Origin of the sequence: Bacteroides salyersiae WAL 10018 = DSM 18765 = JCM 12988 (assembly GCF_000381365.1) — a bacterium.
Classification (GTDB): Bacteria; Bacteroidota; Bacteroidia; order Bacteroidales; family Bacteroidaceae; genus Bacteroides; species Bacteroides salyersiae.
In genome coordinates this window covers 2,361,029-2,387,258 of the sequence record NZ_KB905466.1, presented here as the reverse complement: position 1 = coordinate 2,387,258, position 26,230 = coordinate 2,361,029, and the positions used below count along the sequence as shown (strand labels likewise).

22 protein-coding genes are annotated in these 26,230 nt (G+C 44.3%); 8 read left to right on the top strand and 14 right to left on the bottom strand.

The features are described from left to right. Positions 1-201 precede the first annotated feature (201 nt). The 12 genes from HMPREF1532_RS08945 to HMPREF1532_RS08890 form a co-directional block, all read right to left on the bottom strand. Entirely contained in the window at positions 202-1,476 is a 1,275-nt protein-coding gene (locus HMPREF1532_RS08945; protein ID WP_005927960.1) for an acetylxylan esterase, read from the bottom strand. Next, positions 1,473-2,927, bottom strand: a complete 1,455-nt coding sequence (locus HMPREF1532_RS08940; RefSeq protein ID WP_005927958.1) for a phosphohexomutase domain-containing protein — start codon at positions 2,925-2,927, stop codon at positions 1,473-1,475. The genes HMPREF1532_RS08945 and HMPREF1532_RS08940 overlap by 4 nt, the downstream gene beginning before the upstream one ends. A 30-nt stretch (positions 2,928-2,957) precedes the next feature. Beyond that, on the bottom strand, positions 2,958-3,662 hold the full coding sequence (locus HMPREF1532_RS08935) for an N-acetylmannosamine-6-phosphate 2-epimerase (protein ID WP_005927955.1): 705 nt from the start codon (positions 3,660-3,662) through the stop codon (positions 2,958-2,960). Between the two features lie 21 nt (positions 3,663-3,683). Next, positions 3,684-4,523 carry an endonuclease/exonuclease/phosphatase family protein gene (locus HMPREF1532_RS08930; protein ID WP_005927952.1) on the bottom strand — a complete coding sequence of 280 codons (840 nt, stop codon included), beginning with the start codon at positions 4,521-4,523 and terminating at the stop codon, positions 3,684-3,686. Between the two features lie 18 nt (positions 4,524-4,541). Next, entirely contained in the window at positions 4,542-5,372 is an 831-nt protein-coding gene (locus HMPREF1532_RS08925) for an endonuclease/exonuclease/phosphatase family protein (RefSeq protein ID WP_005927948.1), read from the bottom strand. A gap of 19 nt (positions 5,373-5,391) precedes the next feature. After that, positions 5,392-6,681: an MFS transporter gene (locus tag HMPREF1532_RS08920; protein ID WP_005927946.1), complete on the bottom strand. Its 1,290-nt coding sequence runs from the start codon at positions 6,679-6,681 to the stop codon at positions 5,392-5,394. Between the two features lie 4 nt (positions 6,682-6,685). Further along, the gene (locus HMPREF1532_RS08915) at positions 6,686-8,494 is read right to left on the bottom strand and encodes a T9SS type A sorting domain-containing protein (protein WP_240059885.1); all 1,809 of its coding nucleotides are present in this window, start codon (positions 8,492-8,494) and stop codon (positions 6,686-6,688) included. 66 nt (positions 8,495-8,560) lie between these two features. Continuing rightward, entirely contained in the window at positions 8,561-10,513 is a 1,953-nt protein-coding gene (locus HMPREF1532_RS08910) for a putative Ig domain-containing protein (protein WP_005927940.1), read from the bottom strand. A gap of 93 nt (positions 10,514-10,606) precedes the next feature. Next, on the bottom strand, positions 10,607-12,085 hold the full coding sequence (locus tag HMPREF1532_RS08905) for a RagB/SusD family nutrient uptake outer membrane protein (protein WP_005927937.1): 1,479 nt from the start codon (positions 12,083-12,085) through the stop codon (positions 10,607-10,609). A gap of 15 nt (positions 12,086-12,100) precedes the next feature. After that, positions 12,101-15,580, bottom strand: a complete 3,480-nt coding sequence (locus tag HMPREF1532_RS08900; RefSeq protein WP_244266415.1) for a SusC/RagA family TonB-linked outer membrane protein — start codon at positions 15,578-15,580, stop codon at positions 12,101-12,103. 185 nt (positions 15,581-15,765) lie between these two features. Beyond that, a complete protein-coding gene (locus HMPREF1532_RS08895) occupies positions 15,766-16,770 on the bottom strand; it encodes a FecR family protein (RefSeq protein ID WP_005927931.1) in 1,005 nt (334 codons plus the stop codon). A 131-nt stretch (positions 16,771-16,901) separates the two neighbouring features. After that, positions 16,902-17,489 carry an RNA polymerase sigma-70 factor gene (locus HMPREF1532_RS08890; RefSeq protein ID WP_005927928.1) on the bottom strand — a complete coding sequence of 196 codons (588 nt, stop codon included), beginning with the start codon at positions 17,487-17,489 and terminating at the stop codon, positions 16,902-16,904. A 276-nt stretch (positions 17,490-17,765) separates the two neighbouring features. Between HMPREF1532_RS08890 and HMPREF1532_RS08885 the strand changes: the two genes are divergently transcribed. The 7 genes from HMPREF1532_RS08885 to folK all read left to right on the top strand — a co-directional run bounded on the left by HMPREF1532_RS08885 (position 17,766) and on the right by folK (position 23,003). Next, on the top strand, positions 17,766-18,665 hold the full coding sequence (locus tag HMPREF1532_RS08885; RefSeq protein ID WP_005927921.1) for a methyltransferase domain-containing protein: 900 nt from the start codon (positions 17,766-17,768) through the stop codon (positions 18,663-18,665). After that, complete coding sequence (locus HMPREF1532_RS08880; protein ID WP_005927918.1) at positions 18,665-19,546, top strand: cell division protein FtsX; 882 nt, start codon at positions 18,665-18,667, stop codon at positions 19,544-19,546. Before HMPREF1532_RS08885 ends, HMPREF1532_RS08880 begins: the two co-directional genes overlap by 1 nt. Positions 19,547-19,613: 67 nt before the next feature. Beyond that, the gene (locus tag HMPREF1532_RS08875; protein WP_005927915.1) at positions 19,614-19,853 is read left to right on the top strand and encodes a DUF3098 domain-containing protein; all 240 of its coding nucleotides are present in this window, start codon (positions 19,614-19,616) and stop codon (positions 19,851-19,853) included. Between the two features lie 2 nt (positions 19,854-19,855). Continuing rightward, entirely contained in the window at positions 19,856-20,656 is an 801-nt protein-coding gene (locus HMPREF1532_RS08870; protein WP_005927912.1) for an undecaprenyl-diphosphate phosphatase, read from the top strand. An 81-nt stretch (positions 20,657-20,737) separates the two neighbouring features. Next, positions 20,738-21,451, top strand: a complete 714-nt coding sequence (truB, locus tag HMPREF1532_RS08865) for a tRNA pseudouridine(55) synthase TruB (RefSeq protein WP_005927909.1) — start codon at positions 20,738-20,740, stop codon at positions 21,449-21,451. A gap of 17 nt (positions 21,452-21,468) precedes the next feature. Next, positions 21,469-22,524, top strand: coding sequence for a tRNA preQ1(34) S-adenosylmethionine ribosyltransferase-isomerase QueA (queA, locus tag HMPREF1532_RS08860; protein WP_005927906.1), 1,056 nt, complete (start codon positions 21,469-21,471; stop codon positions 22,522-22,524). A gap of 11 nt (positions 22,525-22,535) precedes the next feature. Next, positions 22,536-23,003, top strand: a complete 468-nt coding sequence (gene folK / locus HMPREF1532_RS08855) for a 2-amino-4-hydroxy-6-hydroxymethyldihydropteridine diphosphokinase (protein ID WP_005927903.1) — start codon at positions 22,536-22,538, stop codon at positions 23,001-23,003. Here folK and HMPREF1532_RS20855 read toward each other — a convergent pair. After that, on the bottom strand, positions 22,978-23,160 hold the full coding sequence (locus tag HMPREF1532_RS20855) for a hypothetical protein (protein ID WP_005927901.1): 183 nt from the start codon (positions 23,158-23,160) through the stop codon (positions 22,978-22,980). The two genes, folK and HMPREF1532_RS20855, sit on opposite strands and share 26 nt — an antisense overlap. Before the next feature lie 207 nt (positions 23,161-23,367). On the opposite strand from HMPREF1532_RS20855, the gene metK reads away from it, so the two are divergent. Continuing rightward, positions 23,368-24,660, top strand: a complete 1,293-nt coding sequence (gene metK, locus HMPREF1532_RS08850; RefSeq protein WP_005927898.1) for a methionine adenosyltransferase — start codon at positions 23,368-23,370, stop codon at positions 24,658-24,660. Positions 24,661-25,286: 626 nt separating this feature from the next. Here metK and HMPREF1532_RS08845 read toward each other — a convergent pair. Next, a complete protein-coding gene (locus HMPREF1532_RS08845; RefSeq protein WP_129649191.1) occupies positions 25,287-26,162 on the bottom strand; it encodes an IS3 family transposase in 876 nt (291 codons plus the stop codon). Positions 26,163-26,230: the final 68 nt, after the last annotated feature.

Sequence of the window (26,230 nt, the reverse complement as noted above, 5' to 3'; positions counted from 1 at the left end):
ATCGGTTTCCCAGTTCGTATTCTCTTTCTGTCTTTCACCCTGTATATCCTATGAATAAGGGATTTGATGGAAAAAGGTGAATGCGGTGAAGGGGGTAAAAACGAAGTGAATACCAACTGTTTCATCAAATTTTAATTCCTTCGGATGAAGAAAAGACGTAGCAGGTTCCATTTCCGGTTGTACCCATTCGGATTGTGACTCTTATTTTCCGGTCAGTTTATCTATCAGCCATTGATTGACTTTTATATTCTGTTCCGGATAACGCCAATGTCCGGTTTCTTTCAACAGATAGAGTTCTTTGGGTGCTTTTATGATGTTGTATGCACTGTAAAAAGAGGTGGGTGGGCAGGTTTCGTCACTGTATCCCCAAGAGTAGAATCCGGGGATATGGATGTAACGTGCGAAATTGACCACATCGTAGTATGCCAGTACTTTCGTTTCCTCGGGTGTGAGTTCTTTTACGCCAAACCAGCCGCCTGCCCGGTTGTGGGCATATCCGCCTATGTCACAGAGGGCGGGATAGAAAGCTGCCAGATACTTCACTCTGGAGTCGAGGGCGGCTGTCACTAAAGTTAAAGCTCCTCCCTGGCTACCGCCGTAGGCGGCCAGATTCTTTCCGTCATACTGTGGGAGTGCAGTGAGAAAATCGTTTGCCCGTATGCAACCGAGAAACACCCGGTTGTAATAGTAGTTTTCGCGGTCGTTCATGCGATGATACATATAATCCTTCAACGCTCCGAATTGTAGACTGCCGTATGCCTCCGCCTTTAAATCCAGAGGAATACCATGAATTCCGATCCGGAAGGTGATGACTCCCAGGCGTGCCAGTTCTTTATCACCGGTATGTTTTGTCACACCGGCTCCCGGCAGGCGTAAAACTGCGGGGAAACGTCCCTCTTTATTGGGAATGCATAATATTCCGTATAGGTAATTTCCACGGATATAGTGGGTAACTTTTACACGGTATACTTTTACATCGGCGTCACTCTCTTCCGGCATGAAGGTCATTTCTGATTTCATGGGATATTTTCTCATACGGCAGATCTGATCGTCCCAGAATGAACGGAAATCTTTGGGTAGCAAAGTGGTAGGCCGTATCTGTTCGCAATCGTACGCGATGTTGATGAGATTGCGATAAGAAAATCCGTCTACCGTAGCCCTGACTTCACACGACAGGAATCCGGGCTGTTGCATACCCGGAGATTTTATTGTGACGGAGCCGTTCTTGAGTAAAACAGAATCTTTTTGTATTGGTACCATTTTCTCCGGTCCTACTGCATATTCTATCTTTATATTGTTCAGCTTCTGTTGATCGCGGAACAACGAAATGGTGAAATGCGCCGGTTCGCCTATCTTATAATTCCAATCATAATGATCGGGTGTGATTTGAATTGTTATGAGATCTTTGTTTCCTTTCGTTGCCTGTGCACCAATGGTAAAGAAAACCAGAATGGATAAGATGAATATTTTTTTCATGCTTTATGTCTTTTTGAATGAATGATATTGCCGGATACCTGAAGAAGCAGATTTTGTCCTTGCCGGAGCAGGCCCGATACCTCTTCACCGGTCTGTCCCTCTGCATAGAAGCGGATAATATCTTCCGTTTCCGAACTGCGGATCAACAACCATCGGCAATCTCCTTTAAAAATAAATTTAAGCCCGTTTACGACACCCCGGCTGCTTAAATATGATTTTACTTCCCGAATGGAGAATCCTGCCACTTCAAGAGGTTGATTTTCATATAACCAAGGTAATAGTTCATTTTTATCCGATTGTCCGTAACTCATGTCGATACGGTCATAATAGATAGGTCCCATAGCTTGCTGCCGGTCTTTCAGATAATCGGAGATTTTACGGTAAGACGATGCAGCGAGCATTTCGAGGAGAAGAAGCGAAGAAAATATACCGTCCCGTTCGGGTATATGCATGCCATAGCCGAAACCACCGCTTTCTTCTCCGCCAAAGGCAATGGGATGGGTGGTCATTAGGTCGGCGATGTATTTGAACCCGACTTGAACTTCATATACCGGCGTTTGGGGAGATTCGAAAATACTGCGTATCTTGTCGGACACGGAGGAGGTCTTCACAATACCGCCCGGAATCTGTTTTACCCGTTTTAAATAGTCTACCAGTAGTAATATGGTGTTTTGTGCTGATAGCCACTCTCCGGTGTCGAGACATACCCCTACCCTGTCGGCATCTCCGTCAGTTGCTACACCCAAAGCGAAATTACCTTCTTTCAACGCTTCTTTTAGGGGTAATAGGTTCTTTTCGATAGGTTCGGCCAAGCGTCCGTGAAAAGTTTCGGAAGCTTCGGAACAGATACTTCGGGCAAGGCAGTTGTGGCTGTGTAGTATCTCTTGAATGAGTGTAAGACCTGCCCCGCCCATACTGTCTATTAATATATTCAGTGCTGCTTTTCTGATTATCTCAAAATCGATCCGTTTTTCGATGTGTTCTACATAGGCAGGTATGAAATTCATTTTATGTATATGCGTGGTAGACCGTACCACTGGAGATGCATATAAATATTGCTCTACTTTCCGTGTGTCGTCCGAGCAGAACGGACCTCCCAACCGCGATTTGAATTTAATGCCATTGTATGAAGGCGGATTGTGTGAAGCGGTAATCATTACGCCGGCACAGCAATTAAGGTGTAAGGTGGCATAAGATAATACGGGTGTCGGGGCGATCCGGTCGGATAATAATACCTGTATTCGATTGCCTGATAATACTTCGGCAAATGTAGTGGCAAATAATTGTGAATTCTTGCGGGTATCGTAAGCCAGTGCCACGCAGGGAGATTTTTCTTTATAATCTCGGTGTATAAAATCGGCAAATGCCTGAGCTGCTATCGATACGGTTTCTTCATTTATTTCTGTATCGATGTGTGCCCGCCATCCATCCGTTCCAAAAAATATATTCATGTTTTTATTATTTATTGAATTTTTGACTGTTTAGACGATATTTGCATGTTGCAGAGCTTCCGAAAACCATTGTGTGATGAGGTGGGGGCGGGTAATGGCCGAGCCTACAACGACTGCCCAGGCACCGTTTTCTATTCCTCTTGCCGCTTCGACGGGGGTGTTATAACGCCCTTCGGCAAATACAGGGCAGCCGGGAAGGGCTTTGACACAATTGCGGAGAATCTCCAGAGACGGACCGTGCTTAGTTTCTTTCATGGTATAGGGCGTGTAACCGCATAGAGTGGTCGAAACACAGTCGGCACCGGCTTCTCTGCATGCTATTGCTTCGTCTACGGTCGAAATGTCCGACATTATTTTTATCCCGTTATATCTCTCTTTTATCTTCCGGATGTATTCCGGGCCGGTGAGCCCGTTTTCCCGTAAACGGAAGGTACCGTCTACGGCAATGAGCGGGGTATCGATTGCCATGAGTGCCTCTACTTCCTTGAATGAACTGGTGATACGTACAAAACCGTCTGCAAAATGAGATTTTGTCAGTCCGATTACCGGCAAGCGGCTATGGCGTATAAGGTAGTCGGTTTTCTCTATGCCACACGAACGAATGCCGGCGGCACCTCCTTGGGCGGCACATTGGGCAAAAGCCCCTACCCCTTCGGGAGAATTAAAAGGTGAACCCTCTTCGGCCTGACACGAAACGATGAGCCGGCCTTTTACTTTCTGAAATATGTCAATCATTGTTTTCTTGATAATAAGTTCTTAAAAGTCAGCAGTAATCACTATCGGATAGTGATCCGACATATAAACCGGATCGGAATTTTTGGTGATGGTTACAGCTTGGGTAACCGATACGTATTCGTTCACAAAAATATAATCGATCTGTGAGGGAGGATACAGTTTACCATAACTGTGTGCCGTTCCCGCAGGGCCGGATTTCTCAGTGGCGATGTCCCTTGAATTGATAAATTCGCTAAGAAAGGCGTTGACAGGCGGAGTTCCCGGTATACTGTTCATATCTCCTGTAATGAATACGGCTTCCTCTGTCGTCATTTCTTTTATCTTTTTGCAAATCAGCCGGGCACCCTCCAGTTTAGCAATGGTACCTACATGGTCGAGGTGGGTATTGAATACATAAAACGTGCGGCAATTCTCTATATCCCTGAACTTAGCCCATGTACAGATGCGGGGAAACTTCCCGTCCCATCCTTTGCTGACAACATCCGGGGTTTCAGAGAGCCAGAACGTTCCGTAATCTAATACATTCAGCTTTTTCTTATTGTAGAAGATAGGGGTAAAGACATCGGTGTCTGCCGTACCTTGTGCGGACACTCCTAACCATTCATAGATCCCGATAGACAGGAAGTCTTGTACCTGGTCGGCCAACGGTTCCTGCATACATACAATGTCGTACCGGTAATTGGTGAATTCTCTGATTACCATCTTCTTGCGGTTCGACCAGGCATTTACTCCGGTGTCCATATTCGAACCGCGGATATTGAAACTACAGATTGTAATTTCGTTCTCGTAATTTTCGCCTTGTGCCGGCATCCACGAAAGACCGAGGCAAATGAAAAAGAAAATATATATTCTGAAAGTCATATCGTTTTTCTTATTGGGTTATAAAGAGGCATTGACAAAAACTGCATAGTGGTCCGAAGGGAAGAAGCCATTGGGATAATGCTCGTCATCGGCTGTATAATCCAGTATCTTGATTTTATCATTTACAAAGATGTAGTCGATTCGTACCGGTTCTACTTGTCCGAAGTTATGGGCTGTACCTACCGGGCCTAAGAGATGTGGAGCGATGGTACGGGAGTCTTTATAATGTGCAGTGTATTTTTTGTATGCATCGGTAGTATCGAAGCTGTTCATGTCTCCGCATATAAACAGGGGGGCATCACCCGCAAATTTTCTTGCCTGCCGGCAGACTAATGCCGCACCTTCCTGTTGGGCTATACGTCCTTTGTGGTCAAGATGGGTGTTGAAAACATAGAATATTCTTCCGCTTTTGCGATCGCGGAATTTGGCCCAAGTGCAGTAACGGTCGTACTTTCCGTCCCATCCCTTTGAGAAAGGAGCCATTGTTTCGGATAGCCAGAACATCTCGTTGTGCAATAGTTCAAAGCGTTCGGCCTTGTAGAATATAGGGTTGTACAGTCCTCTGATTCCTACAAAGGCATAACCTGTGGCTTGCTCTATATCTTCCAGTTGGTTGGCCAATACTTCTTGCATACATACGATGTCGAAATCGTGATTATTTATTATTTTACATAACGAGTCTTTCCGGAATTTCCAGGAGTTGATGCCATCGTTAGGCAGGTCTCCCCGAATGTTGTAAGTACAGAAGCGGATGTTGCAATCGCCGGTTTTGTTTTTTCCCCGGACGGGAGAAATGATTCCTGTCAAAACAAATAATAGGATAAACAGGATTTGAAAGTTTCTTTTCATGACTGGTAGTATTTTATATTTAGTAATGAATGTTCGATGATACATGTTTCTTTCTTGCTCCCCAGATAATCAGCAGGGACAACAAGGATACGAGTGCGGCCGAAAGCCAGAAAATGCGGATGGCGGAGAAATCGTAAACAGGATTGCCATCGACGATAGCCTTACGCGACTCTATCAGGAAACCACTGACGACGTCCTGTAAGCCGGCTGCTGCATAACTGGCTATGCCGATAACTCCTACTGCCGCGCCTGTGGCTTCTTTGGGAGCGATATCTATGGCCATAAGTCCGCCAAGAAAACACAGCAGGATACCGATAGATATACCGAACAATATCATCGAGATGATATCCAGTATTTCGCACTGCCGTGGCCCGAAGAGGAATAATGCCAATGCTGCCAGATTAAGCAAACTTGACAGGCAGGCCGGTATGGTCCGGTTACTGCGGAACATTTTATCGGAAATAAGGCCTGAGAATACTGTCCCTACAATGCCGCAAACCGAACTGACGGAAACGAGTGTACTGGCTGTTACGATGTTGTAACCCTTTTCTATCTCGAAGTAGTACACTCCCCAGCTATTTACGGCATAACGGCTGATATACATAAATGCGCTGGCGAGTGCCAACATCCATATCATCGGGTTCTTTAAGACTTCGGCCTGTTTATGTTTTACAGTCGAATCCTTTGGCTGGCTGGTCGAGCCGGGCAATCCGGCTTTCCATTCGGGAGGTGTCGGTTTTAGGAAAGTAAATATCAGGGCAACCCCTATGGCTCCCAGACATGCGGCGCTCATAAATCCCCACTGCCATCCCAAGGCACCGACAACGAATGAAGTGAGAATAAAGGTAAGCGCCTCTCCTATGTTGTGGCTCGCGCTCCAGAAACCGTATACTGTGCCACGTTCTTTCTCCGTAAACCAACGGTTGAGTGCTATGACGCTGCACGGACCGCCTACCGATTGAAACCAGCCGTTTAACGCCCAGAGTATGACAAACGCCCAAAAGGGTACGGCAAAGCCGAGTGCGGCATTTACCAAAGTTGCCACAAAGAGGCCTCCTGCCATCAGATAACGTACATTTACTCTATCTGCTAAGAATCCATTTACAAATTTACCGATTGCATAGGTAAAGAATAGGGCGGAACCGATGATTCCTAACTCTGTTTCTGTAAGGTATCCGGCATCTACTATCGGTTTCTTGACAACGTTCAGGCTTAGCCGGCAGACGTAAAACAGGCCATAACCCAAAGTTGCTGCTGCAAATACAGCCCATTTGGTCCGGTTATATTTATTTTGTTGAGTATGGTTCATCGTTCTATTTCTTAATGATTTTTTGTGACCGGATGTTTTGTTCCGAGATACATCTTATGATGTAGATTCCTTGCGGCAGATCGGATACATTGATCGCTTCGGAAAGAGAGGTCAACTTACGGTCTTGCATCAGTTGTCCCTGAGCCGATATGATTTGAAGCCGTATTTGGGGTGCTCCGGTTATGCCTTCGATAAAGAATTCATTTTCTACCGGGTTAGGATAGATTTGCAGGTTGCTCTCTTCAGCTTTTGTGAAACCGGTACCACCGTTGGGGGCAATTTGTAGTGTGCAGGAGGATACCGAGGTATCTCCCAATTCATCAGTGCCCTGTATTGTTAAGGGGAAAGAGCCGTTTTCCAAAGGAATACCCGACAGGTCGCCTTGTACTGAGAGGGATATGCCGGCCGGCAAATTACCGGATAGCAATTGATAAGTCACTTTTCGTGATCCGCCCCGATGGTAGATACAATTACGGTAAGCGATGTCTTCTTGTGCCGGTATCACATGGTCGGTGAATATACGGATATGTGGATAAGAGGTTAATGCAATGTTGTTGCCCGTACCGGTTGCGTCCAATGGAAATGCTGTTGTGCCGGATAGGGTAAGATTAGTCGTATGATACGTAATGCCATATTCATCGGCTTCTTTAAAATTGGTCAGAATGAATAGGCGCGTTTCATCCGCATCCGGCATAAACAGCAGGTCGGTTATCTCCTCCTCAGTTTTATTACCGAAACGTTTTACGTTCAGCACCCGGTTTTCCGGAGAGAGTTTGATCAGAAAAGCATCTTTAGCTCCTTTGTCCGGAAGATTGTAACGGTTGTCACCGGACGGATTGAAGACGACCTTTCCCGTGCAATAACCTCCGGCATATATTTCGTCGTTGTCATTGATATATAGGGCATTGATCATTGTATTTTTGCTTGTGGAGGTTCCTCCGGCTGTGTATATAGACGAATAGCTGCCGTCCGGATTTAGCAGGATACATAATGCATGTTGTACGCCTGCGGATGTCGTGGCTTGTACAGACGAGCCGATTGTAAGTTCTTTGCTTGTTGTAGATCCGGATAGGGCAATCTTACCGTTATTCATGCATGCCATGTCGGAGAGGGATTCGTTTCCTGTCCCGATTATCGGGCAAGTCCATAATTTCTTTCCGGATGTGTTGAAACGGCTCGCAAATAGGTTTGTATCGCCTGTCATTGTTCCCCTGCATGTTCCGGCAAGAATAATGTCCGTTCCATCGGTCGCTATCTTTTCTGCCGAAGCAGATGCATATTCGCTTTCCGAGATTTTCCACAGTTGCTCTCCGGACATTGAATAGGCAGCCAGAAAATATTGTTCTCCAGAATTCCCACAGAGATACAATGTATGGTCGAGCAATACAAAATCTTTCAAGATGAGATCCGTATGTTCTGTGAGTGACACAGGAACGGATAGGACACCTTCCGGAGAGATGGAGTACAATTTTTCGTTTCCGTCTGTCCCAGTGAGCAGCCATAATGTTCCGTTCTCGTCTGTTGCAGCCGATCTGACCTGTGACTCGTTTTCAATCATACTCAGATGCTCACGAATGCCTTCGACCGAATAGCGGGCTACGAAGACAGTAGGTAAGGCGGATGTTAGGTCGGTTTGCGTATCGGTAATGAGTTCTCCGTTGAATTCTCCGGTCAGCCAGATGCTTCCTTTATCCGATATGATTTTACGTCCGTATGTGGTTATCGTACTTCCTAAATGTTGCACAGTCTCGGGCGGTTGTGCATGAGATACGGTACAGGTAAGAAGTAGAATGATGATTAGGATTCTGTTCATGATATACATGTCATAAAGAAAGGGATGCCCGGACATTGCACCAGGCATTTTCCCCATGGGTTAATATTAATAGACGCTTGCCTTGTATACAGACTGTTTGCCTGAGATGTTGTCTTCCATTACTACTGTATAGATACCGTTTTCCAGAGAATAACGTTCGTTGCCTTGCAAATGCTCTTGTTTTACCAGTCTGCCGGAAAGGTCGAATATCATTACCCGGTAACTGGATGTGCCGGTTAATATCTCGATAGCGCCGTGGTCTCCCCATACCCTGACTGCCTCCTGCCGGTAATCTTCTAATCCGGTACCGGTAGAGACGTTGAGAAGGTATTCTGCAAATCCCGTATTTCCGTCGGCATCTTTCATACAGACGACAATCGGATAGCTTCCTGTGACGGTGCTTGTACCGCTTAGTTCCCCGGTGGTCGGGTTTAGGGTGAACCCTTCGGGGAGTGTGCCGCAATATAATGTAAATTCGGCATCTCCATTTGCATTTTCGGCATTGATTATCTGGCTGAATGCTGTTCCGGGCACTGCATTCGGCAGGACGGCAGGTGTGGCGTAGATCTGCTGATAACACAATAGGGCGACACTGTATGCAGTACCAATGGTCGGCACTGTAATGGGATCACCGAATAGATTGACAGGGGAAGCCGTAGCACCGCTACGGGTAGATACCATGTCGGCTACGTACAAGATGCCTTCGTTACCTACCGCCATTGCCATTGCTCCTTCCTTGGTTGCATCTCCCACACGGTGTCCTATCAACACTTCCCCTTTCGACGACAGTTTCATCAGATACATATCCTGTCCTCCTTTAGCTTTAGAAGGGAATTGTTTCGCTTCATCTTCTGCATCCGGATTGAAATAATATGTGCCGAAGGTTGTACCGGCATTCCATATCGAACCGTCCTTTTCGATGGCAATCGTTTTCACATCGGTCGGTTGGTTGCTACTGCCTGCTATATAATTCCATTGATAATTTCCGTCGGTGTCGAAAGAAATAATGAGCATGCTGTTCCACGTTCCCGTAGTGTCCAAAGTCTTCATAAGGATGCCGGGAGCATTATCCACCGCAAGGTCTTCGCTTCGTATCACTCCACCGATTACCACTTGATGGTTGGCTACATCCATCGCATTGATATCATCCAACTTACTGCCCTTTAGGCTGCGTGCCCAGGCCATACTTCCGTCGGCTGCATATTTCACAAGGAAATTATCGGTATTTTCTACAGAAGCTGCTGTCATGGACTGTGTTTCGAATTGGATGGTCCCGCTAAATGTACCGACTGCATAAATATCTCCCTTTTCGTCTATGGAAATAAGATTTCCTGTCCCGGTGCCGTTTCCCGACATTGTTTTCGCCCAAATCAGATTAGCATTATTGTCGTATTTAGCAATGAAGAAAGCGAGTTCGGAATTGCCGGATGAGATTTCGTGTTCACCTCCGTTCATTTCTATGTTTAAGTTTCCGGTGAAAGCTCCCGTGATGGCAAAACTGCCGTCGTTTGGATTTACCGCTATACTCTTGATGACAGGCTCTATCCCCGAAGTGGTTCCTTTTAGCCAGAGAGGATTTCCTGTGGCATCGTATTTGGCGATGAAGAAATCTTTATAGTCGGATTCTATTTTTAATGTTTCGGTGATCTCCGCGTCCGATTCGAAGTTACCTGCCACAAATGAATTGCCCGATGCATCTGCAGCAATACTTTGTACAAGGATCGAACCGGAAGAGCTTTTGATTGATGAGGCAAATACACATTGATTGTTCGGGGTAAATTTTGCGACATATGCATCCATTACCATTGAGGCTCCCGTTACCTCCTTATTTCCGATTGTCATTTCTGCTCCGGTAAAGTTTCCTGTGAGGTATGCATTGTTATCAGTGTCTATCGCCATGCTTTTTGCAGAAGTTTCTGTATCGGCGATACCAAATTGACTGTTCCATAAATATTTCTGGGAGAAACCGGTTAAACAGTTCATTACCAGTGCTGTGAAAAGGAATACTTTTGTTCTCATAATTGTAATGTTTTTAATTTATAGGTATAGCAAGGGCCAACAGAGGGAGTTGACTCCCTGCGGAAAAGTTTTTAAATAGAGGTTATCCGGATCTTAGTATCCGTCGTTCTGATACATCCCGGATGGGTTTATAGATACTTCCCGCCACGGTATAGGAAGCAATAAATCACGCTTGGAACATCCTTGTACCGATTTGTCATTTAAGAATTTTACTAAATCGTCCGGTTTATAGAAACGGAGAAGGTCGAACCAACGATGATTTTCGAAAGCCAACTCGATACGTCGCTCATGCAAGATGACATCCTTTATTGTCGGGTAGTCGTTTTTGTAAGATTCCGGGGCCTGCTCATAGGATTTGAGTTTGGCACGGGTACGGATCATATCTATATAGGTTATGGCTTCGGGTTCGAGTCCGAGAGCTTCATTTACTTCGGCAAGCATCAGGATGACATCGGCATAACGAAGTACGATCCAGCAAGAACCGCCACGTCCTTGGGAATCTCCCAAATCTACATATTTGTTTACGTAAGGGGTAGTTCCATATGTTTTATAGGAGACGACTTTGCGCATATCGCCGGTTTCATACTCCTGAATCAGGTCGTTTTCCGGAATATTGTCTCCCAAACCCTGTGATTGCGAAATGATTCCTGTGGCGCTGAGAGGTTGGAAATTTTTAGCAAAATAAGAGCCTTCGTCTGTTCCTTGCAGATACATTACTTGAAAGATGATTTCGTTGCAGGTAATATTGGCTACTCCGAATACTTTGCCGTATGCAATGTCTTTCAGTTCTCCGAATGGCCGTGCACTATAAGCGGCATCGAGAGCCTCTTTTGCCAGTTGGAGGTAATCTTGGGTAGCGCCGTTGTTCAGTCGTTTGGCCATTGTGAGGTATACTTTACCTAATAAAGCATATCCGGCCGTTTTTGAGGCGCGTCCGAAGTTGGGATTACTTCCGTCAAATCCCCAATTGTCGGGCAGTTGGCTTTGTGTTACGAATTTCAGGTCTTTTACAATGAAATCATAGACTTCCGCTATCGGGCGCCGTCCGTATTTGAGGACTTCTGCTTCACTGTTTAGTTGCTTGTCTACGATAGGAACATCTCCGAACAGTTGCGACAGGTTGTAGTAAGACAAGGCACGTAAGAAACGGGCTTCTGCTTTGTACTGGCTTTTCTTTTCGTCGTCCATCGGTACATTATCGATATAGTCGAGCACTACATTGCTTCGGTGGACACAGGTAAACATTCCGTACCAGGCCCGTTGTACCTCTGCATTACTGGATGTAAGGTTGTATACATCGAAATCATTGTATATGCCCGAATTGGCTGTTTTAGATGCCAAAGTCGTATTGTCGGATCTGATTTCGGTCCAGTAGTACATGTTGTTGTAATAGTTTGTTTTTAATCCGTCGTAGGCTGCGTTTAATGCCTGATACATATCGTTTTCCGTTTTATAGAAATCGTTTTTGTTCAATTTGTCGGGATCCGAACGGTCCAGAAAGTCACAGGAAGTAAACCCGATAATCAGGTAGCCGAGGAGGATTATATTCTTTATTGATTTTATTCTTTTCATAATGCAGCTTTGTTTTTAGAATGATAATTTACAACCGAAATTATAAGCTCGTGAGAGAGGGTAAGTTCCCCAATCGAAGCCGGGCATCAAATTACCCGATTTATAACTTACATCCGGATTATAACCGATATAATCGGTGATCGTAAACGCATTATCGATGGAGGCAAAAAGCGATACACCCCTTAATTTTATTTTTTCTACCCATTTCTGAGGCAGGTTGTAATTTAAGGTTATGTTAGTGCAACGGAAATAGGATGCATCATTTACCATGTAAGATGAAACTCCATAAGTGTTTTTGTTGGTAGTGGCAATGTTGGCACGATACATGGCCGGATCAGGGTTGGTTACGGAGTTGTAACGGTCGGCGGCCAATGCAAACTGATTGCAGGTGCCTTCCATGTTCAGGAGATAGTAATTCTGGAAACTGATGACTTGTGCTCCTTGTACACCGGAGAAAGAGGCGCTCAGGCTCACTCCTTTATAGCTGATGTTGGTGCTGAAGCCGTAGGTGAAGTCGGGGTAGTTGTCTCCTAATATTTCCCGGTCGTCATCCGTAATTTTACCGTCATTGTTTACGTCTTTCCATTTTGCATCTCCCGGCTGTACATTTTCATAGTTCCATACGGCCGGACCGGTCAGTTGGTAACCTTCTTCACCGATGTGTTGTTTGTCTACCAGAATACGTTGATACTCTTCTTCCGAAATGACTCCGAGACTGTTCAGGCCATAAAAAGAACCGATCGGCTTTCCAACCATGGTAATGTGGCTGATGGCACTTCTTTCTCCGATACTGACAATGGATTGAGAATCGGGCAACGAGAGTACCTTGTTCCGGTTCAGAGAAAGGTTTGCACCGACATTCCAGGTGACAGGGCCGGTTAAAATACGTCCGTCGACTTGTATGTCAAAACCGGTGTTGCGTATTTTGGCATTGGATAGATTCGATTTATATTGTGTCGCTCCGGCAATGGCGGATATCGGTTTGTTGAACAGCAGGTCGTTCGAGATACTGTTATAATAATTGGCGGACAGTGTGAGACGATTTCTCAGAAAACTCAAATCCATTCCGACATTATATTGGTCTGTTTTTTCCCATCCTAACAGATTGTCGACGAAAGCGCTCGGATAGCGGGTTGGTACTATCTGCCCCCCTAATACGTAACCGCCTAAATTACTCATGTAGCCTACATGTTCGTAATTGCCAATGTTGTTATTACCGCTGATACCCCAGCTAACTCTCAATTTGGCACCGAAGTTTTCGCCGATATGGTTGGTCCAGAATTCTTCGTTCGACAGGTTCCATCCCAAGGCAACAGACGGGAATATTCCCCAGCGATTGTCCTTTCCAAAACGGGAAGAGCCGTCGCCGCGTAACGAACCGGTGAATGTATAGCGGTCTTTCCACGAATATACCACACGTCCGAATACAGACATCATGGCCCAGTCGAATTTGTCGGTATCTCCCCAACTGTCTCCGGGAGCTGTGCCGTGGGCACTTAATTCCCGAATGGTATCGTCTACAAAGTTACGGGCCCCGATGGAAGAATTGTCGTATACTTTTTCTTGCATGGAATAACCACCCAGAATATTGATCCCGTGATCTCCGAATGTGCGGTTGTAATTAAGCGTTGCTTCCAGTATCCAGTCGAGATTGGTCTGTGTGCTGTAGGAAGCACGTGAGAGCCGTTGATCGCCTACATATCCGCTACCTGCCGTTGTCCCGTCGGTATTCATAATGGTGCCTCCGACTGTAGACGGACGGTAGTAGCTTTCTGTTTGGGATATATACTGCATTCCGGAATACACTTTCGCTTTTAGCCCCTTTATAACTTCCAGTTCGAGATAGCCGGAAACAGAAGACATGTATCTTTTCTGATAATCTTCAATCTCATGTGCTAAGGCTACCGGATTCTCGGCCGGTGCTACCGAATATTTCTTTGCATACTGCATTTGTTGGTCTACGGCATACGAGCCGTCTGTGTTGTATACCGGAAACTGTGGGAACATGACAAGGGCACTCATGATGATACCGTCATTGTAATGGCGGCCTTCGGCCTGTACAATCCGGTTTTTCGTATAGGAGGCCGAAGTATTGACACCTATACTTAACCGGTCGGTCAGCTTGCCGTCGATGTTGAAACGTGTTGTGAACCGGTGGTGATAAGAAGGAGCGATGATACCGTCCTGTTCCATATATCCGGCACTGGCCATGTATCTGATGCGGTCACTACCACCGGTAATGTTCAGATTATGTTTCATTATAGGAGCCGTGGAGAATATGGCATCCTGCCAGTCTGTGTTATAAGCCGGTTCTACAGGTTGCCCTGTGGTGAAATCAAAGAAGATGTCCGGTATCTGGAAAATTTTTCCACTGGTTGCCCCGGCTACGGACATGCGGTATTCGTTGTTGTGTAACGGATTGTATTCTTTTCCGTTTTTGGTACACCAGTCGCGATAGGCATTGTTGGCGCATTCTATCGATAAGTCGCGCATGCCATAAGCATCCAGCATTTTTATTTTGTGATCTACCTGTTGAAAACCATATTGAAAATCATACTCTACTTTTGCACGTCCGCTGTTTGTACCCCGTTTGGTGGTTATTAAAACAACACCTCCGGCAGCACGTGAACCATATATAGCTGCAGATGCTGCGTCCTTTAGCACTTCTATGGAAGCTACATCGTTCGGATTGATATATACATCTTTGGATGTCGGAAATCCGTCGACTACGTAAAGCGGTTCCGAGCCGGCATTGATGGAGCTTACCCCACGGACCCGCAATGATAAACCTTCGCCCGGACTTCCCGATGTCTGTTTGATCTCGACACCGGCAGCGTGACCTACCAGCGCCTGTTCGAGTGTCGGTGTGGTGATACTCAGATCATCCATCTTTATGCTGGAGATGGCACCCGTCACATCTGTTTTACGAACTGCACCGTATCCGATTACCACAACCTCGGAAAGTACTTTGGTATCTTCAGACATTACGATCCGCATCGGTTCTTTGTTTTTTACCGTCAGTTCTTTCGATGTATAGCCCAAATAAGAAAGCACGAGAATGTCTCCTTTTTCGGCTGTTATGGTGAACTCGCCGTCCATATTCGAACTCGTTCCTTTGGTGGTGCCTTTGATCAATACATTGACGCCTATCAGAGGAAGATTGTTCTCGTCATAAACAGTGCCGGACAATGAGAAGCCTGCTTTCTCTTTTTTTTCTTTCTGAGGAGGTTCCTTGATATAAATATAAATACTTCCGTTACGCACCTCAAAATTTACATTGGTTTTTTGAGAGAGTTCGGCGAGTACCTCTTTTACATCTTTCCCGGATGCTTGTACCGAGACTTTCACTGATAAGTCTGTAAAGCTGCCACTATATGCCAAGCGCAGCTTGGATTGTTTGGCAACGTCGTTTAATACGTTTTTTAAAGGTACGTCTTTGTACCGTACCGATACCTTTTGAGCATAAAGTATCCCTGTGCTAAAAAGGAATAGCATGGCTACTGTACCTCTTAAAACGAATGAATGTGATTCTTTTTTAAGAAAATTTAAAAAACGAATCCTTATCACCCGTCTTCTGATAAAAACTGGCAAAATTTTCATACTTTTGTTTTGTATTTTATATTAAAAAATGAAACTGGTAGTCAATGGAAGGGCCCTATTCCTTTATTGGCTACCTCTTTTTATTTTCTTTTGTATATTAGTATCTTGTCGTTGATTTTTTCATACCTGACCGGAGAGATGCGGGTCAGATCTTCCAATATTGAATCTAATGGCATGTTGTTGAAAGATATTGTGTATATGGAGCTTTCCAAAGACGGATCCATTAATACAATTTCTTTATTGAACTTGCGGGATAGTTCTTTCGAGATATGATCCAGACGGGTATCTGTAAAATACAGGCTGTTTGTTTTCCAGCCCGAGTAGTCGGCGACATTTTCGAGAGTACGTTTATGCATTGTCCCGTTTTTCTTTTCATAAACGATTTGTTCTCCCGGAAATAGCTCTAAAGCTCTTCCCCGAATATCGCTGACCCGGACATGGCCTTGATTTAAAGTAGTAATGATATCCGATTCGTCATTGTATGCTTTGATATTGAATTTTGTTCCCAGCACTCTGATGTCTACTCCCGAAGTGTGTACTGTGAATGGACGAATCTTGTTTTTGGTTACTTCAAAGTAAGCTTCTCCCTCTAACTCTACTTCGCGACTGAATAATTTGAATCCGGGTGTGTACTTTAACCGGGAGTCGGCGTTCAGTATGACTTTGGTGCCGTCTTGAAAGATAATTGTTTGGATATCTCCTTTAGGAACATATATTTCGGCCAGGCGGGGAGATTGTGTCTGGTTGTAATACATGTATCCTCCGGTGGCTAATAATAAAATGGCCGGTATCCATATGGCGATACTGCGCAACCACCATCCGATTGTCGGTTGAAAGCGTTTCTTGCTTTTTTCTGTTGGAATCTCGATATGAAGCGGTTGTATCTCTATGGATTCTGAGCTATGCAGTTCTTCTCCGGACAGAATACGGGCTACATCCTCGTCAATTACTTCCGATAGATAACGCTGCCCTTCTTCGGTACCGAACCATCGACGTATTTCTGCTCTCCGGTCGGGTGACAAGGCATCGCATAAATAAAGGCGGATGTCTTCGTCGGTAATTGGATGATGGTTTTCTGTTGTCATTTTATTAGTTTTAAGTGGCAGAGAGAAAAATGGTTTGCTCTTGCGTTGTATATAGAGTAAAATCTTGGCGAAAGAAAGTATTACTCAACTCTTGATGTTTAACTTTTATAAACACTTCGATGCGGGTGTAATCAAGAAAGAGAGGCGCTGAGCAACACCATGCAAATACAGATAAAATCTTTTTCGTTGAGGCTTTCACGCAATGACAATATAGCTTTGTAATAGGATACTTTTACCGTATTTACTGTAATGTTGAGTTGCTGGGCTATCTCGGCATTGGAAAGTCCTTCGAAAATTTTCATTTGGCAAATGCGGCGCTTTTGTGGCGGCAATAAGGCCAAGGCTTTCCGTATAGCTTCATCCCGTTGCTTCCTGTACAGGGTTTGTGTGATATTCTCCTCTTCAAAAAGTGGCATTCCCAATATGATTTCTTCTTTCTTTTCGAGGGTTAACTGATGGAATTTATATGTGTTTAATAAGTGGTTTTTAAGGATTCCATACAGATAAGGTTCTACTCCCTGCTCTACGTCAATCTGGGTGCGGGTTTCCCACAGTCTCATGAATGAATATTGTACGGCATCCTCTGCCATTTCTTTTGATTTCAGATAACGCAATGCCAGTAGAAAGAATTGCCGGTGACACTTTACGTATATTTTAGAAAAGGCAGAATGACTACCATTGATAAGTAATAAAACTATTTCTTTGTTTATCTTTTCCATTTCTAAATTTATTGAAGTATTCTAATTGAATATGGCTACGAAGTTAAATAAAAAATCTAATATTCTTTATGCCGGTATTGAATTTGTGTATGAGCCGGTTATCTGGCATGCCAACTTTTCATCGCAGTTTTATATACATTGCATTTGAGTTACATTATCTGTTAAAAGACCTCAAAGAAACTACCTTACATCACTTTTTATTTGTTTCTTTGCACCAAATTCGGGTGAAGTGCGGTCTTGTGACTTAATGCCGCACTTAATTTATGGCAATAATCAATGAATAAACTCTCTATAAATGCTTGTCCGCTATGCGGTGGCACGCACTTGAAGCGTGTCATGACTTGTACGGATTTCTATGCATCGGGTGAACAGTTCGATGTGATGTCCTGCGAAGATTGCGGATTTACTTTCACGCAGGATGTTCCTGTAGAAGCAGAGATAGGGCGTTATTATGAAACTCCCGATTACATTTCCCACTCCGATACGAAAAAAGGTGCAATGAATGCCATTTACCATCAGGTGCGTAAGTACATGTTGGGCAAGAAAGCGCGTCTGGTAGCCAAGGAATCTCATCGTAAAAGAGGACGTTTGCTCGATATAGGTACGGGGACAGGCTATTTTGCCGCAACGATGGAACAACGCGGATGGAAAGTAGAAGCTATCGAAAAAAATGCCCAGGCACGTGTGTTTGCCAAAGAGCACTTCGGACTGGAAGTGAAAGGAGAGGAAGCCTTGCAGGAGTTCGAACCCGGCTCGTTCGATGTGATTACTTTATGGCATGTAATGGAGCATCTGGAGCATCTGGATGAAACGTGGGAATGTCTTCGCGGGCTTTTGTCCGATAGAGGTGTGCTTATCGTAGCTGTACCTAATTGTTCTTCTTACGATGCCGGTAAATATGGTGAGTATTGGGCGGCGTATGACGTACCCCGTCATCTGTGGCACTTCACTCCGGTCACTATACAGCAACTTGCTTCCAAACACGGATTTATCATGGCAGCGCGTCATCCGATGCTGTTTGATGCTTTTTATGTATCGATGTTGAGCGAGAAGCATCGGGGAAGTTCGTTTCCGTTTGTGAAAGGAATGTGTACCGGAGCGGTAGCATGGCTTAGTGCGTTAGGTAAGAAAGAACGTAGCAGTTCGATGATTTATGTATTTAGAAAGAAACGCTGATGAAGAGTAAAAACAAAAATAATTCAGTCTCCTATTTCGACATGCAATTCATAACGTCGAGCATCAGTACGACGTTGGTGTTGTTGCTGTTAGGGCTTGTCGTGTTTTTTGTTTTGGCAGCACACAATCTTTCCATTTATGTCCGGGAAAATATTAATTTCTCTGTTCTTATCAGCGATGATATGAAAGAGGCCGATATTTTGAAATTACAGAAAAGACTGGATAAAGAACCGTTTGTGAAGCAGACGGAATATATTTCTAAAAAACAGGCTCTCAAAGAGCAGACTGAAGCAATGGGAACCGATCCGGAGGAGTTTTTAGGATACAACCCTTTTACGGCTTCCATTGAAATCAAATTGCATTCCGATTATGCCAATTCCGACAGTATCGCCAAGATAGAGAAGCTGATAAAGAAAAATACCAATATTCAGGAGGTGCTTTATCAACGTGAACTGATCGATCTGGTGAATGAGAATATCCGGAACATAAGTCTGGTGCTCCTGACTTTGGCAGTGGTGCTCACGCTTATTTCTTTTGCTTTGATAAATAATACGATACGCTTGGCTATTTACTCCAAACGCTTCCTTATTCATACTATGAAGTTGGTGGGAGCCAGTTGGGGTTTTATCCGCCGTCCGTTTTTGCGGCGAAATATATGGAGCGGTGTGCTGGCCGGTATTATGGCCGATGCAATTCTGATGGGAGCAGCGTATTGGCTGGTCTCTTATGAACCCGAACTGATTCGTGTGATAACTCCTGAGGTGATGTTACTGGTATCCGGTTCTGTTCTGGTATTTGGTATTATTATTACGTTCCTGTGTGCTTACCTGTCCATCAACAAGTATCTGAGGATGAAGGCAAGTACCTTGTATTACATATAGTCTGAATATGCAACATAATATAAACATTGTAATTTCAATTGTAAATCGTTAAATCGTAAATAACATCATGGCTGACAAACAGAAATTTGCTTTTGATAAAACTAACTTTATATTACTCGCCATCGGAATGGCGGTAGTAATTATCGGTTTTATCCTGATGACGGGACCTTCTTCTACGGAGACCGTTTTCGAACCGGATATTTTTAGTGTGAGAAGAATTAAAGTAGCGCCGGTCGTTTGTTTCTTCGGCTTTATTTTTATGATATATGCAGTATTGCGCAAACCCAAAACTAAAATAGAAGAATAAGAATGGAATGGTTCGAAGCTCTTATCCTCGGTCTCATTCAAGGACTGACGGAGTATTTACCTGTGAGTAGTAGTGGTCATCTGGCTATTGGCTCTGCTTTGTTCGACATCAAAGGAGAAGATAATCTGGCTTTCACGATTGTGGTGCACGTGGCTACTGTATTCAGTACTCTTGTGATCCTTTGGAAAGAGATCGACTGGATTTTTCGTGGATTGTTCAAGTTCGAAATGAATGCCGAAACCCGTTATGTGATAAATATTCTGATTTCGATGATTCCCATCGGGATTGTAGGCGTGTTTTTTAAAGATTATGTAGAAGCTATATTTGGCTCGGGATTGTTGATTGTGGGTTGTTGTTTGCTTGTAACGGCTCTTCTGCTTACGTTTTCTTATTATGCGAAACCCCGCCCGAAAGAGAATATATCCATGAAGGATGCCTTTGTCATCGGCCTGGCTCAGGCGTGTGCCGTGCTTCCGGGACTTTCCCGTTCGGGTTCGACGATTGCTACCGGGCTTTTATTGGGTGATAATAAAGCGAAATTGGCACAATTCTCTTTCCTGATGGTGATCCCTCCCATCTTGGGCGAAGCTTTGCTGGATGGGATGAAGATGATGAAAGGTGAGGCTGTGGCAGGGGATATTCCTGCTCTTTCATTGATCGTGGGTTTTATTGCCGCTTTTGTTTCCGGTTGCCTGGCTTGTAAATGGATGATCAATATTGTGAAGAAAGGGAAGCTGATTTATTTTGCCATTTATTGTGCCATAGCAGGTACGGCTACATTGGTATTGAGTCTTTTGAATTAAAAAGCATTGAGTTTTTTCAACGAAAGAGTGATCTCAATCGTAAATCGTAAATTGTCAAATCGTAAATAAATAAGCAAGCATTTGAATTTTAAAGAAGGAGAAGTACTTTTTTTCAATAAGCCTCTCGGTTGGACGTCGTTCAAAGTGGTAGGTCATGCACGTTATCACATTTGTCGGAGGATGAAAGTAAAGAAGTTGAAAGTCGGTCATGCCGGTACGTTGGATCCGTTAGCCACAGGGGTAATGATTGTCTGTACCGGTAAGGCGACCAAAAGAATAGAAGAGTTTCAGTATCATACCAAGGAGTATATTGCTACCATACAATTGGGTGCCACTACTCCATCGTACGATCTGGAACATGAGATAGATGCCACCTACCCGACGGAGCATATCACTCGCGAAATGGTAGAAGAAACATTGAAGCAGTTTTTGGGAGAGATACATCAGGTTCCTCCTGTGTTCTCAGCTTGTAAAGTAGATGGTAAGCGGGCTTACGATCTGGCACGCAAGGGAGAAGAGGTGGAGTTGAAGCCGAAGCTGCTTGTGATCGATGAGCTTGAATTGCTGGAATGTGATCTGGTGAAGATGGAAATAAAGATACGGGTGGTTTGCAGCAAAGGTACTTATATCCGCGCTCTTGCCCGTGACATCGGAGAGGCGCTTCATAGCGGTGCCCATCTCACAGGACTGGTACGTACCCGTGTGGGGGAAGTAAAATTAGAGGATTGCCTTGATCCCTTGACGTTTGCCGAGTGGATAGACCGGCAAGAGATTGAAATAACAGAAGATAATTAACGTAAAGAAGAATAGATATGAAACTGTCACAATTTAAATTTAAGTTACCAGAGGACAAAATTGCTTTGCATCCGACGAAGTACAGAGATGAGTCGCGTCTGATGGTGCTCCATCGTAAGACGGGGAAGATAGAACACAAGATGTTTAAGGATATCTTGAATTATTTTGATGATAAGGATGTGTTTATCTTCAATGACACGAAGGTGTTTCCGGCACGCTTGTACGGTAATAAGGAAAAGACCGGTGCACGTATCGAAGTTTTTCTGTTGCGCGAGTTGAATGAAGAGCTCCGTTTGTGGGATGTGCTGGTAGACCCTGCCCGTAAGATCCGTATCGGCAATAAGCTCTATTTCGGTGATGACGATTCGATGGTGGCTGAGGTGATCGATAATACCACTTCGCGTGGCCGTACCTTGCGTTTCCTTTATGACGGCCCTCATGACGAGTTTAAAAAAGCTCTTTATGCATTGGGTGAAACGCCCCTGCCGCATTCTATTATCAACCGTCCGGTGGAAGAAGAAGATGCTGTGCGTTTCCAGTCTATTTTTGCTAAGAACGAAGGAGCGGTTACTGCTCCTACCGCCAGCTTGCACTTTAGCCGTGAGCTGATGAAGCGTATGGAAATTAAGGGTATTGATTTTGCTTATATTACGCTGCATGCCGGTTTGGGCAACTTCCGTGATATCGATGTAGAAGACCTTACGAAACATAAGATGGATTCGGAGCAGATGTTTGTGACCGAAGAGGCGGTAAAGACTGTAAACCGTGCCAAAGACCTCGGAAAGAATGTTTGTGCCGTGGGTACTACTGTGATGCGCGCCATCGAAAGTACGGTCAGCACAGACGGTCATCTGAAAGAGTTTGAAGGTTGGACGAATAAGTTCATCTTCCCTCCGTATGAGTTTACGGTAGCCAATGCCATGATATCCAACTTCCACATGCCGTTATCCACCTTGCTGATGATTGTAGCTGCTTTCGGCGGGTATGATCAGGTGATGGATGCTTATCATGTAGCGTTGAAAGAAGGGTATCGTTTCGGTACGTATGGAGATGCGATGTTGATTATTGACTGATCACTATTTTTATGGTTTATTTGGGGCTTGGCACCAATTTAGGTGATAAAGAGCAGAATCTCCGGATGTCTATAAAAAAAATAGAAGAGCGGATAGGGAATGTTGTTTCTCTTTCCGCTTTTTATGCAACTGCTCCTTGGGGTTTCTCTTCTGAGAATAGTTTTCTGAATGCGGCAGTTTGTGTAGAAACGACTCTTTTGCCTTTGCAGGTACTTGAGGAAACTCAGAGGATAGAGCGGGAATTAGGGCGGACTGAGAAATCGGTAAACGGCCTGTATGCCGATCGTTTGATAGATATCGACTTGTTATTGTATGACGATAGGGTGATGGACGCAGAGGGTCTTATCCTCCCCCACCCTTTGATGACCGAACGTCGTTTTGTAATGGAACCTTTATCGGAAATTGCTCCCGATGTGGTACATCCGGTACTGCACAAAACAATGAAAGAACTTTTTATTTCTTCTTTCTCTCCGCAATAAATTGCGGCAGGTAAGCAATGCATCCTATTAAGGCTCCATACAGATAGTGTAGTTCTGTAAAAGGCTTGTGCATCGACAGGCAAACGACATAATAGATTCCTATTGTCACCCCGATGTATATCAGCAGAGTTATTACTCTTTTCAGTCTCTTCTTCATACAAAAATGATGTTAATGTGCAGCAAAGTTAGTAATTAATCAGAAATAATCTCTACCTTTGTCTTCCGAAATGAAATGTGGAAAGATTTGAGTAGCTTGCAACCACAGAAAAAAATGCTAAAACAACATTCCTTTCTGTGTCTTTTGGCGTCTCTACTCATCTTATCCCTGTTTCATAAATCATAATTTATAAATCATAATTCTATTATGGGATATTTATTCACATCCGAATCGGTGTCTGAAGGACACCCCGACAAAGTGGCCGATCAAATATCGGACGCTGTACTTGACAAACTGTTGGCATTTGATCCCAGTTCGAAAGTAGCTTGCGAAACCTTAGTAACTACCGGACAGGTGGTACTTGCGGGAGAAGTGAAAACCAGTGCTTACATTGATTTACAGCTTGTTGCACGCGAAGTAATCAAGAAAATCGGTTATACCAAAGGCGAGTACATGTTCGAAAGTAACTCGTGTGGTGTATTCTCTGCCATCCATGAGCAGAGTGCCGATATCAACCGTGGTGTAGAACGCGAAGACCCGATGAATCAGGGGGCGGGCGACCAGGGAATGATGTTTGGTTATGCTACGAATGAAACAGAAAATTACATGCCTCTTTCTCTTGATTTGGCACACCGTATCTTGTTGGTACTGGCAGATATCCGTCGCGAAGGAAAGGAGATGACTTACCTGCGTCCTGATGCTAAGAGTCAGGTGACTATTGAATATGACGATAATGGCAAACCCGTACGTATCGATACGATTGTGGTGTCTACTCAACATGATGACTTTATACAGCCGGCAGATGATTCTGTGGAAGCTCAATTGAAGGCTGATGAGGAGATGCTTGCGATCATCCGCAAAGATGTAATCGAGATTTTGATGCCCCGGGTGATCGCTTCCATTCATCATGCCGATGTGCTGGCATTGTTTAATGATCGTATCATTTATCACGTAAATCCGACGGGCAAGTTCGTGATTGGCGGTCCTCACGGTGATACCGGTCTTACCGGGCGTAAGATTATCGTAGATACTTATGGCGGTAAAGGTGCGCACGGTGGTGGTGCCTTCTCCGGAAAAGACCCCAGCAAAGTGGACCGTAGCGCTGCTTATGCAGCCCGCCATATTGCCAAGAATCTGGTGGCTGCCGGTGTAGCCGACGAGATCCTTGTACAGGTGTCTTATGCGATTGGCGTAGCCCGTCCGATCAATATTTATGTCGATACTTACGGACGTAGCAATGTGAAGATGAGCGATGGCGAAATAGCCAAAAAGATTGACGAATTGTTCGACCTTCGCCCGAAGGCTATCGAAGAACGTCTGAAGCTGCGTAATCCGATTTATAGTGAAACAGCAGCTTATGGCCATATGGGACGCGAACCGCGTGTCGTTACCAAAACTTTCACTTCCCGTTATCAACCTTCCAAGACTGTTGAAGTAGAGCTCTTCACTTGGGAGAAACTGGATTATGTAGATAAGGTGAAAACCGCTTTCGGTTTGTAATCAGCGTAGCTTTACAGCTATTTATTATAGAGAGCCGTCCTCCCGTGCATCATGCAACGAGAGGCGGCTTTCTTCTTTTTGTAAATTGGATATGTAATTGTTGTTTGATTGTTCTTGTGTTCAGCAGTATAGTGTCTGCTAAACTATTGCAATATAGTATATGTCTGAATGGATATATGTATCTGGGGCAGAATTTGTGTAAGATGTACATATAAAACATGGGGATGTTGTGTATGAAAACATCCCCATGTTCTGCACTGGAACATCCCCATGTTTTATATAGGAACATCCGGATGTTTTGGGAATAGAAGTTTAATTTGGGGTCTGCATGAAGTAGGATTTGATGTGTACTGGATTTAGTTGACAACTTCGATTGTTATTACTGTATTCGTTCACTCAACAATTTTCAATACCTGAATAGGTTTACATTTCTGTTTGTTAGACCTACTGTAGTTGTCCTATTTGGATTTCCAAATATAATGCTAATTATTCTATTTATTCCAAATGTTGTTGAACTGATTTTTGTTATTATCTCGTTTGCCAAGAAATATCCTTGGTCGGGGATCGCCGTGCGGCAAGGGGCGGGACCACCCGTCCCGACGAGCACAATCTGAGTCGGGGCACTTTCATACCTTCTCCTCCTTTATAATTTCCATTGGTGTGCGCATTTTCAAAGCTTGGTGTGGCCGAATATTATTATATGTGTACACAGCCTGTTTAATACGTTCTTCCACCTGGTTAAAAGTCTCCTTCCCGCAGTCAAAGAGCCATCCGTTCTTAATAGTATTGTTCATCCGCTCGGCCAATGCATTATGCAGAGGATCACCACACTGTGTCATGCTTATGCTTATATGTTGTGCTTTTAACGTGTCAACGTATTGGTTTGAGCAGTATTGAACCCCACGGTCTGAATGATGTATCAACCCGCTGATGTCTATCCCGTTCTCTCTGTAAAACAGAAAAGCTGACTCCAAAGCTTTCATCGGGCCTTCCGTTGTCAATGAAGGACAGAACGAATAGCCTACTATTGCACGACTGTGGCTATCAGTAAGCAAGGACAGGTATGCCCAGCCATCCCTGGTGGAGACATAGGTAATATCTGCCACAACCATACTTCCGCTTGTGCTTGCTACGAACTTAGGTGTCGTGTTCAGCAAATCAGGATATATATAATAATTATGATTGGAGTTCGTTGTTTTGGGACGTACACGCTTCTTCCTCTGGACCAGACCATTAGAGCGGAATATCTCATAGCACTGGTCACGACCTATCACCATTTTCTCCTTAAAGTAACGAACACAGCATACATATAGCTCACGCATACCCGATTGGGGCATTAAAGTTCTTAATTCTTTGCAATACAGAACAATACTTGTCTTCAAAACATTAACTTCACACTGTCTGTCCACATGTTTATAGTAACCTTGTCTGGTTATGCCGAAGTAACCACAGAGTCTGTTCAGACCACCGCATTTACGGTTGACCGAGCCTCTCTGTGACAAGGTGTCGATTACTTGGCATCTGAGTTTTTTCGCACGGGGATATGATAGGTCTGCTCTGTCAGATCAAT

Coding starts and splice junctions, on each gene's coding strand:
- HMPREF1532_RS20855 (WP_005927901.1), bottom strand. CDS start 23,160: ATGAAGAAGAGACTGAAAAGAGTAATAACTCTGCTGATATACATCGGG.
- HMPREF1532_RS08930 (WP_005927952.1), bottom strand. CDS start 4,523: ATGACTTTCAGAATATATATTTTCTTTTTCATTTGCCTCGGTCTTTCG.
- HMPREF1532_RS08870 (WP_005927912.1), top strand. CDS start 19,856: ATGGAATGGTTCGAAGCTCTTATCCTCGGTCTCATTCAAGGACTGACG.
- HMPREF1532_RS08885 (WP_005927921.1), top strand. CDS start 17,766: ATGAATAAACTCTCTATAAATGCTTGTCCGCTATGCGGTGGCACGCAC.
- metK (WP_005927898.1), top strand. CDS start 23,368: ATGGGATATTTATTCACATCCGAATCGGTGTCTGAAGGACACCCCGAC.
- HMPREF1532_RS08875 (WP_005927915.1), top strand. CDS start 19,614: ATGGCTGACAAACAGAAATTTGCTTTTGATAAAACTAACTTTATATTA.
- HMPREF1532_RS08915 (WP_240059885.1), bottom strand. CDS start 8,494: ATGAACAGAATCCTAATCATCATTCTACTTCTTACCTGTACCGTATCT.
- folK (WP_005927903.1), top strand. CDS start 22,536: ATGGTTTATTTGGGGCTTGGCACCAATTTAGGTGATAAAGAGCAGAAT.
- HMPREF1532_RS08900 (WP_244266415.1), bottom strand. CDS start 15,580: ATGCTATTCCTTTTTAGCACAGGGATACTTTATGCTCAAAAGGTATCG.
- HMPREF1532_RS08935 (WP_005927955.1), bottom strand. CDS start 3,662: ATGATTGACATATTTCAGAAAGTAAAAGGCCGGCTCATCGTTTCGTGT.
- HMPREF1532_RS08925 (WP_005927948.1), bottom strand. CDS start 5,372: ATGAAAAGAAACTTTCAAATCCTGTTTATCCTATTATTTGTTTTGACA.
- HMPREF1532_RS08905 (WP_005927937.1), bottom strand. CDS start 12,085: ATGAAAAGAATAAAATCAATAAAGAATATAATCCTCCTCGGCTACCTG.
- HMPREF1532_RS08880 (WP_005927918.1), top strand. CDS start 18,665: ATGAAGAGTAAAAACAAAAATAATTCAGTCTCCTATTTCGACATGCAA.
- HMPREF1532_RS08910 (WP_005927940.1), bottom strand. CDS start 10,513: ATGAGAACAAAAGTATTCCTTTTCACAGCACTGGTAATGAACTGTTTA.
- queA (WP_005927906.1), top strand. CDS start 21,469: ATGAAACTGTCACAATTTAAATTTAAGTTACCAGAGGACAAAATTGCT.
- HMPREF1532_RS08890 (WP_005927928.1), bottom strand. CDS start 17,489: ATGGAAAAGATAAACAAAGAAATAGTTTTATTACTTATCAATGGTAGT.
- HMPREF1532_RS08945 (WP_005927960.1), bottom strand. CDS start 1,476: ATGAAAAAAATATTCATCTTATCCATTCTGGTTTTCTTTACCATTGGT.
- HMPREF1532_RS08940 (WP_005927958.1), bottom strand. CDS start 2,927: ATGAATATATTTTTTGGAACGGATGGATGGCGGGCACACATCGATACA.
- HMPREF1532_RS08920 (WP_005927946.1), bottom strand. CDS start 6,681: ATGAACCATACTCAACAAAATAAATATAACCGGACCAAATGGGCTGTA.
- HMPREF1532_RS08895 (WP_005927931.1), bottom strand. CDS start 16,770: ATGACAACAGAAAACCATCATCCAATTACCGACGAAGACATCCGCCTT.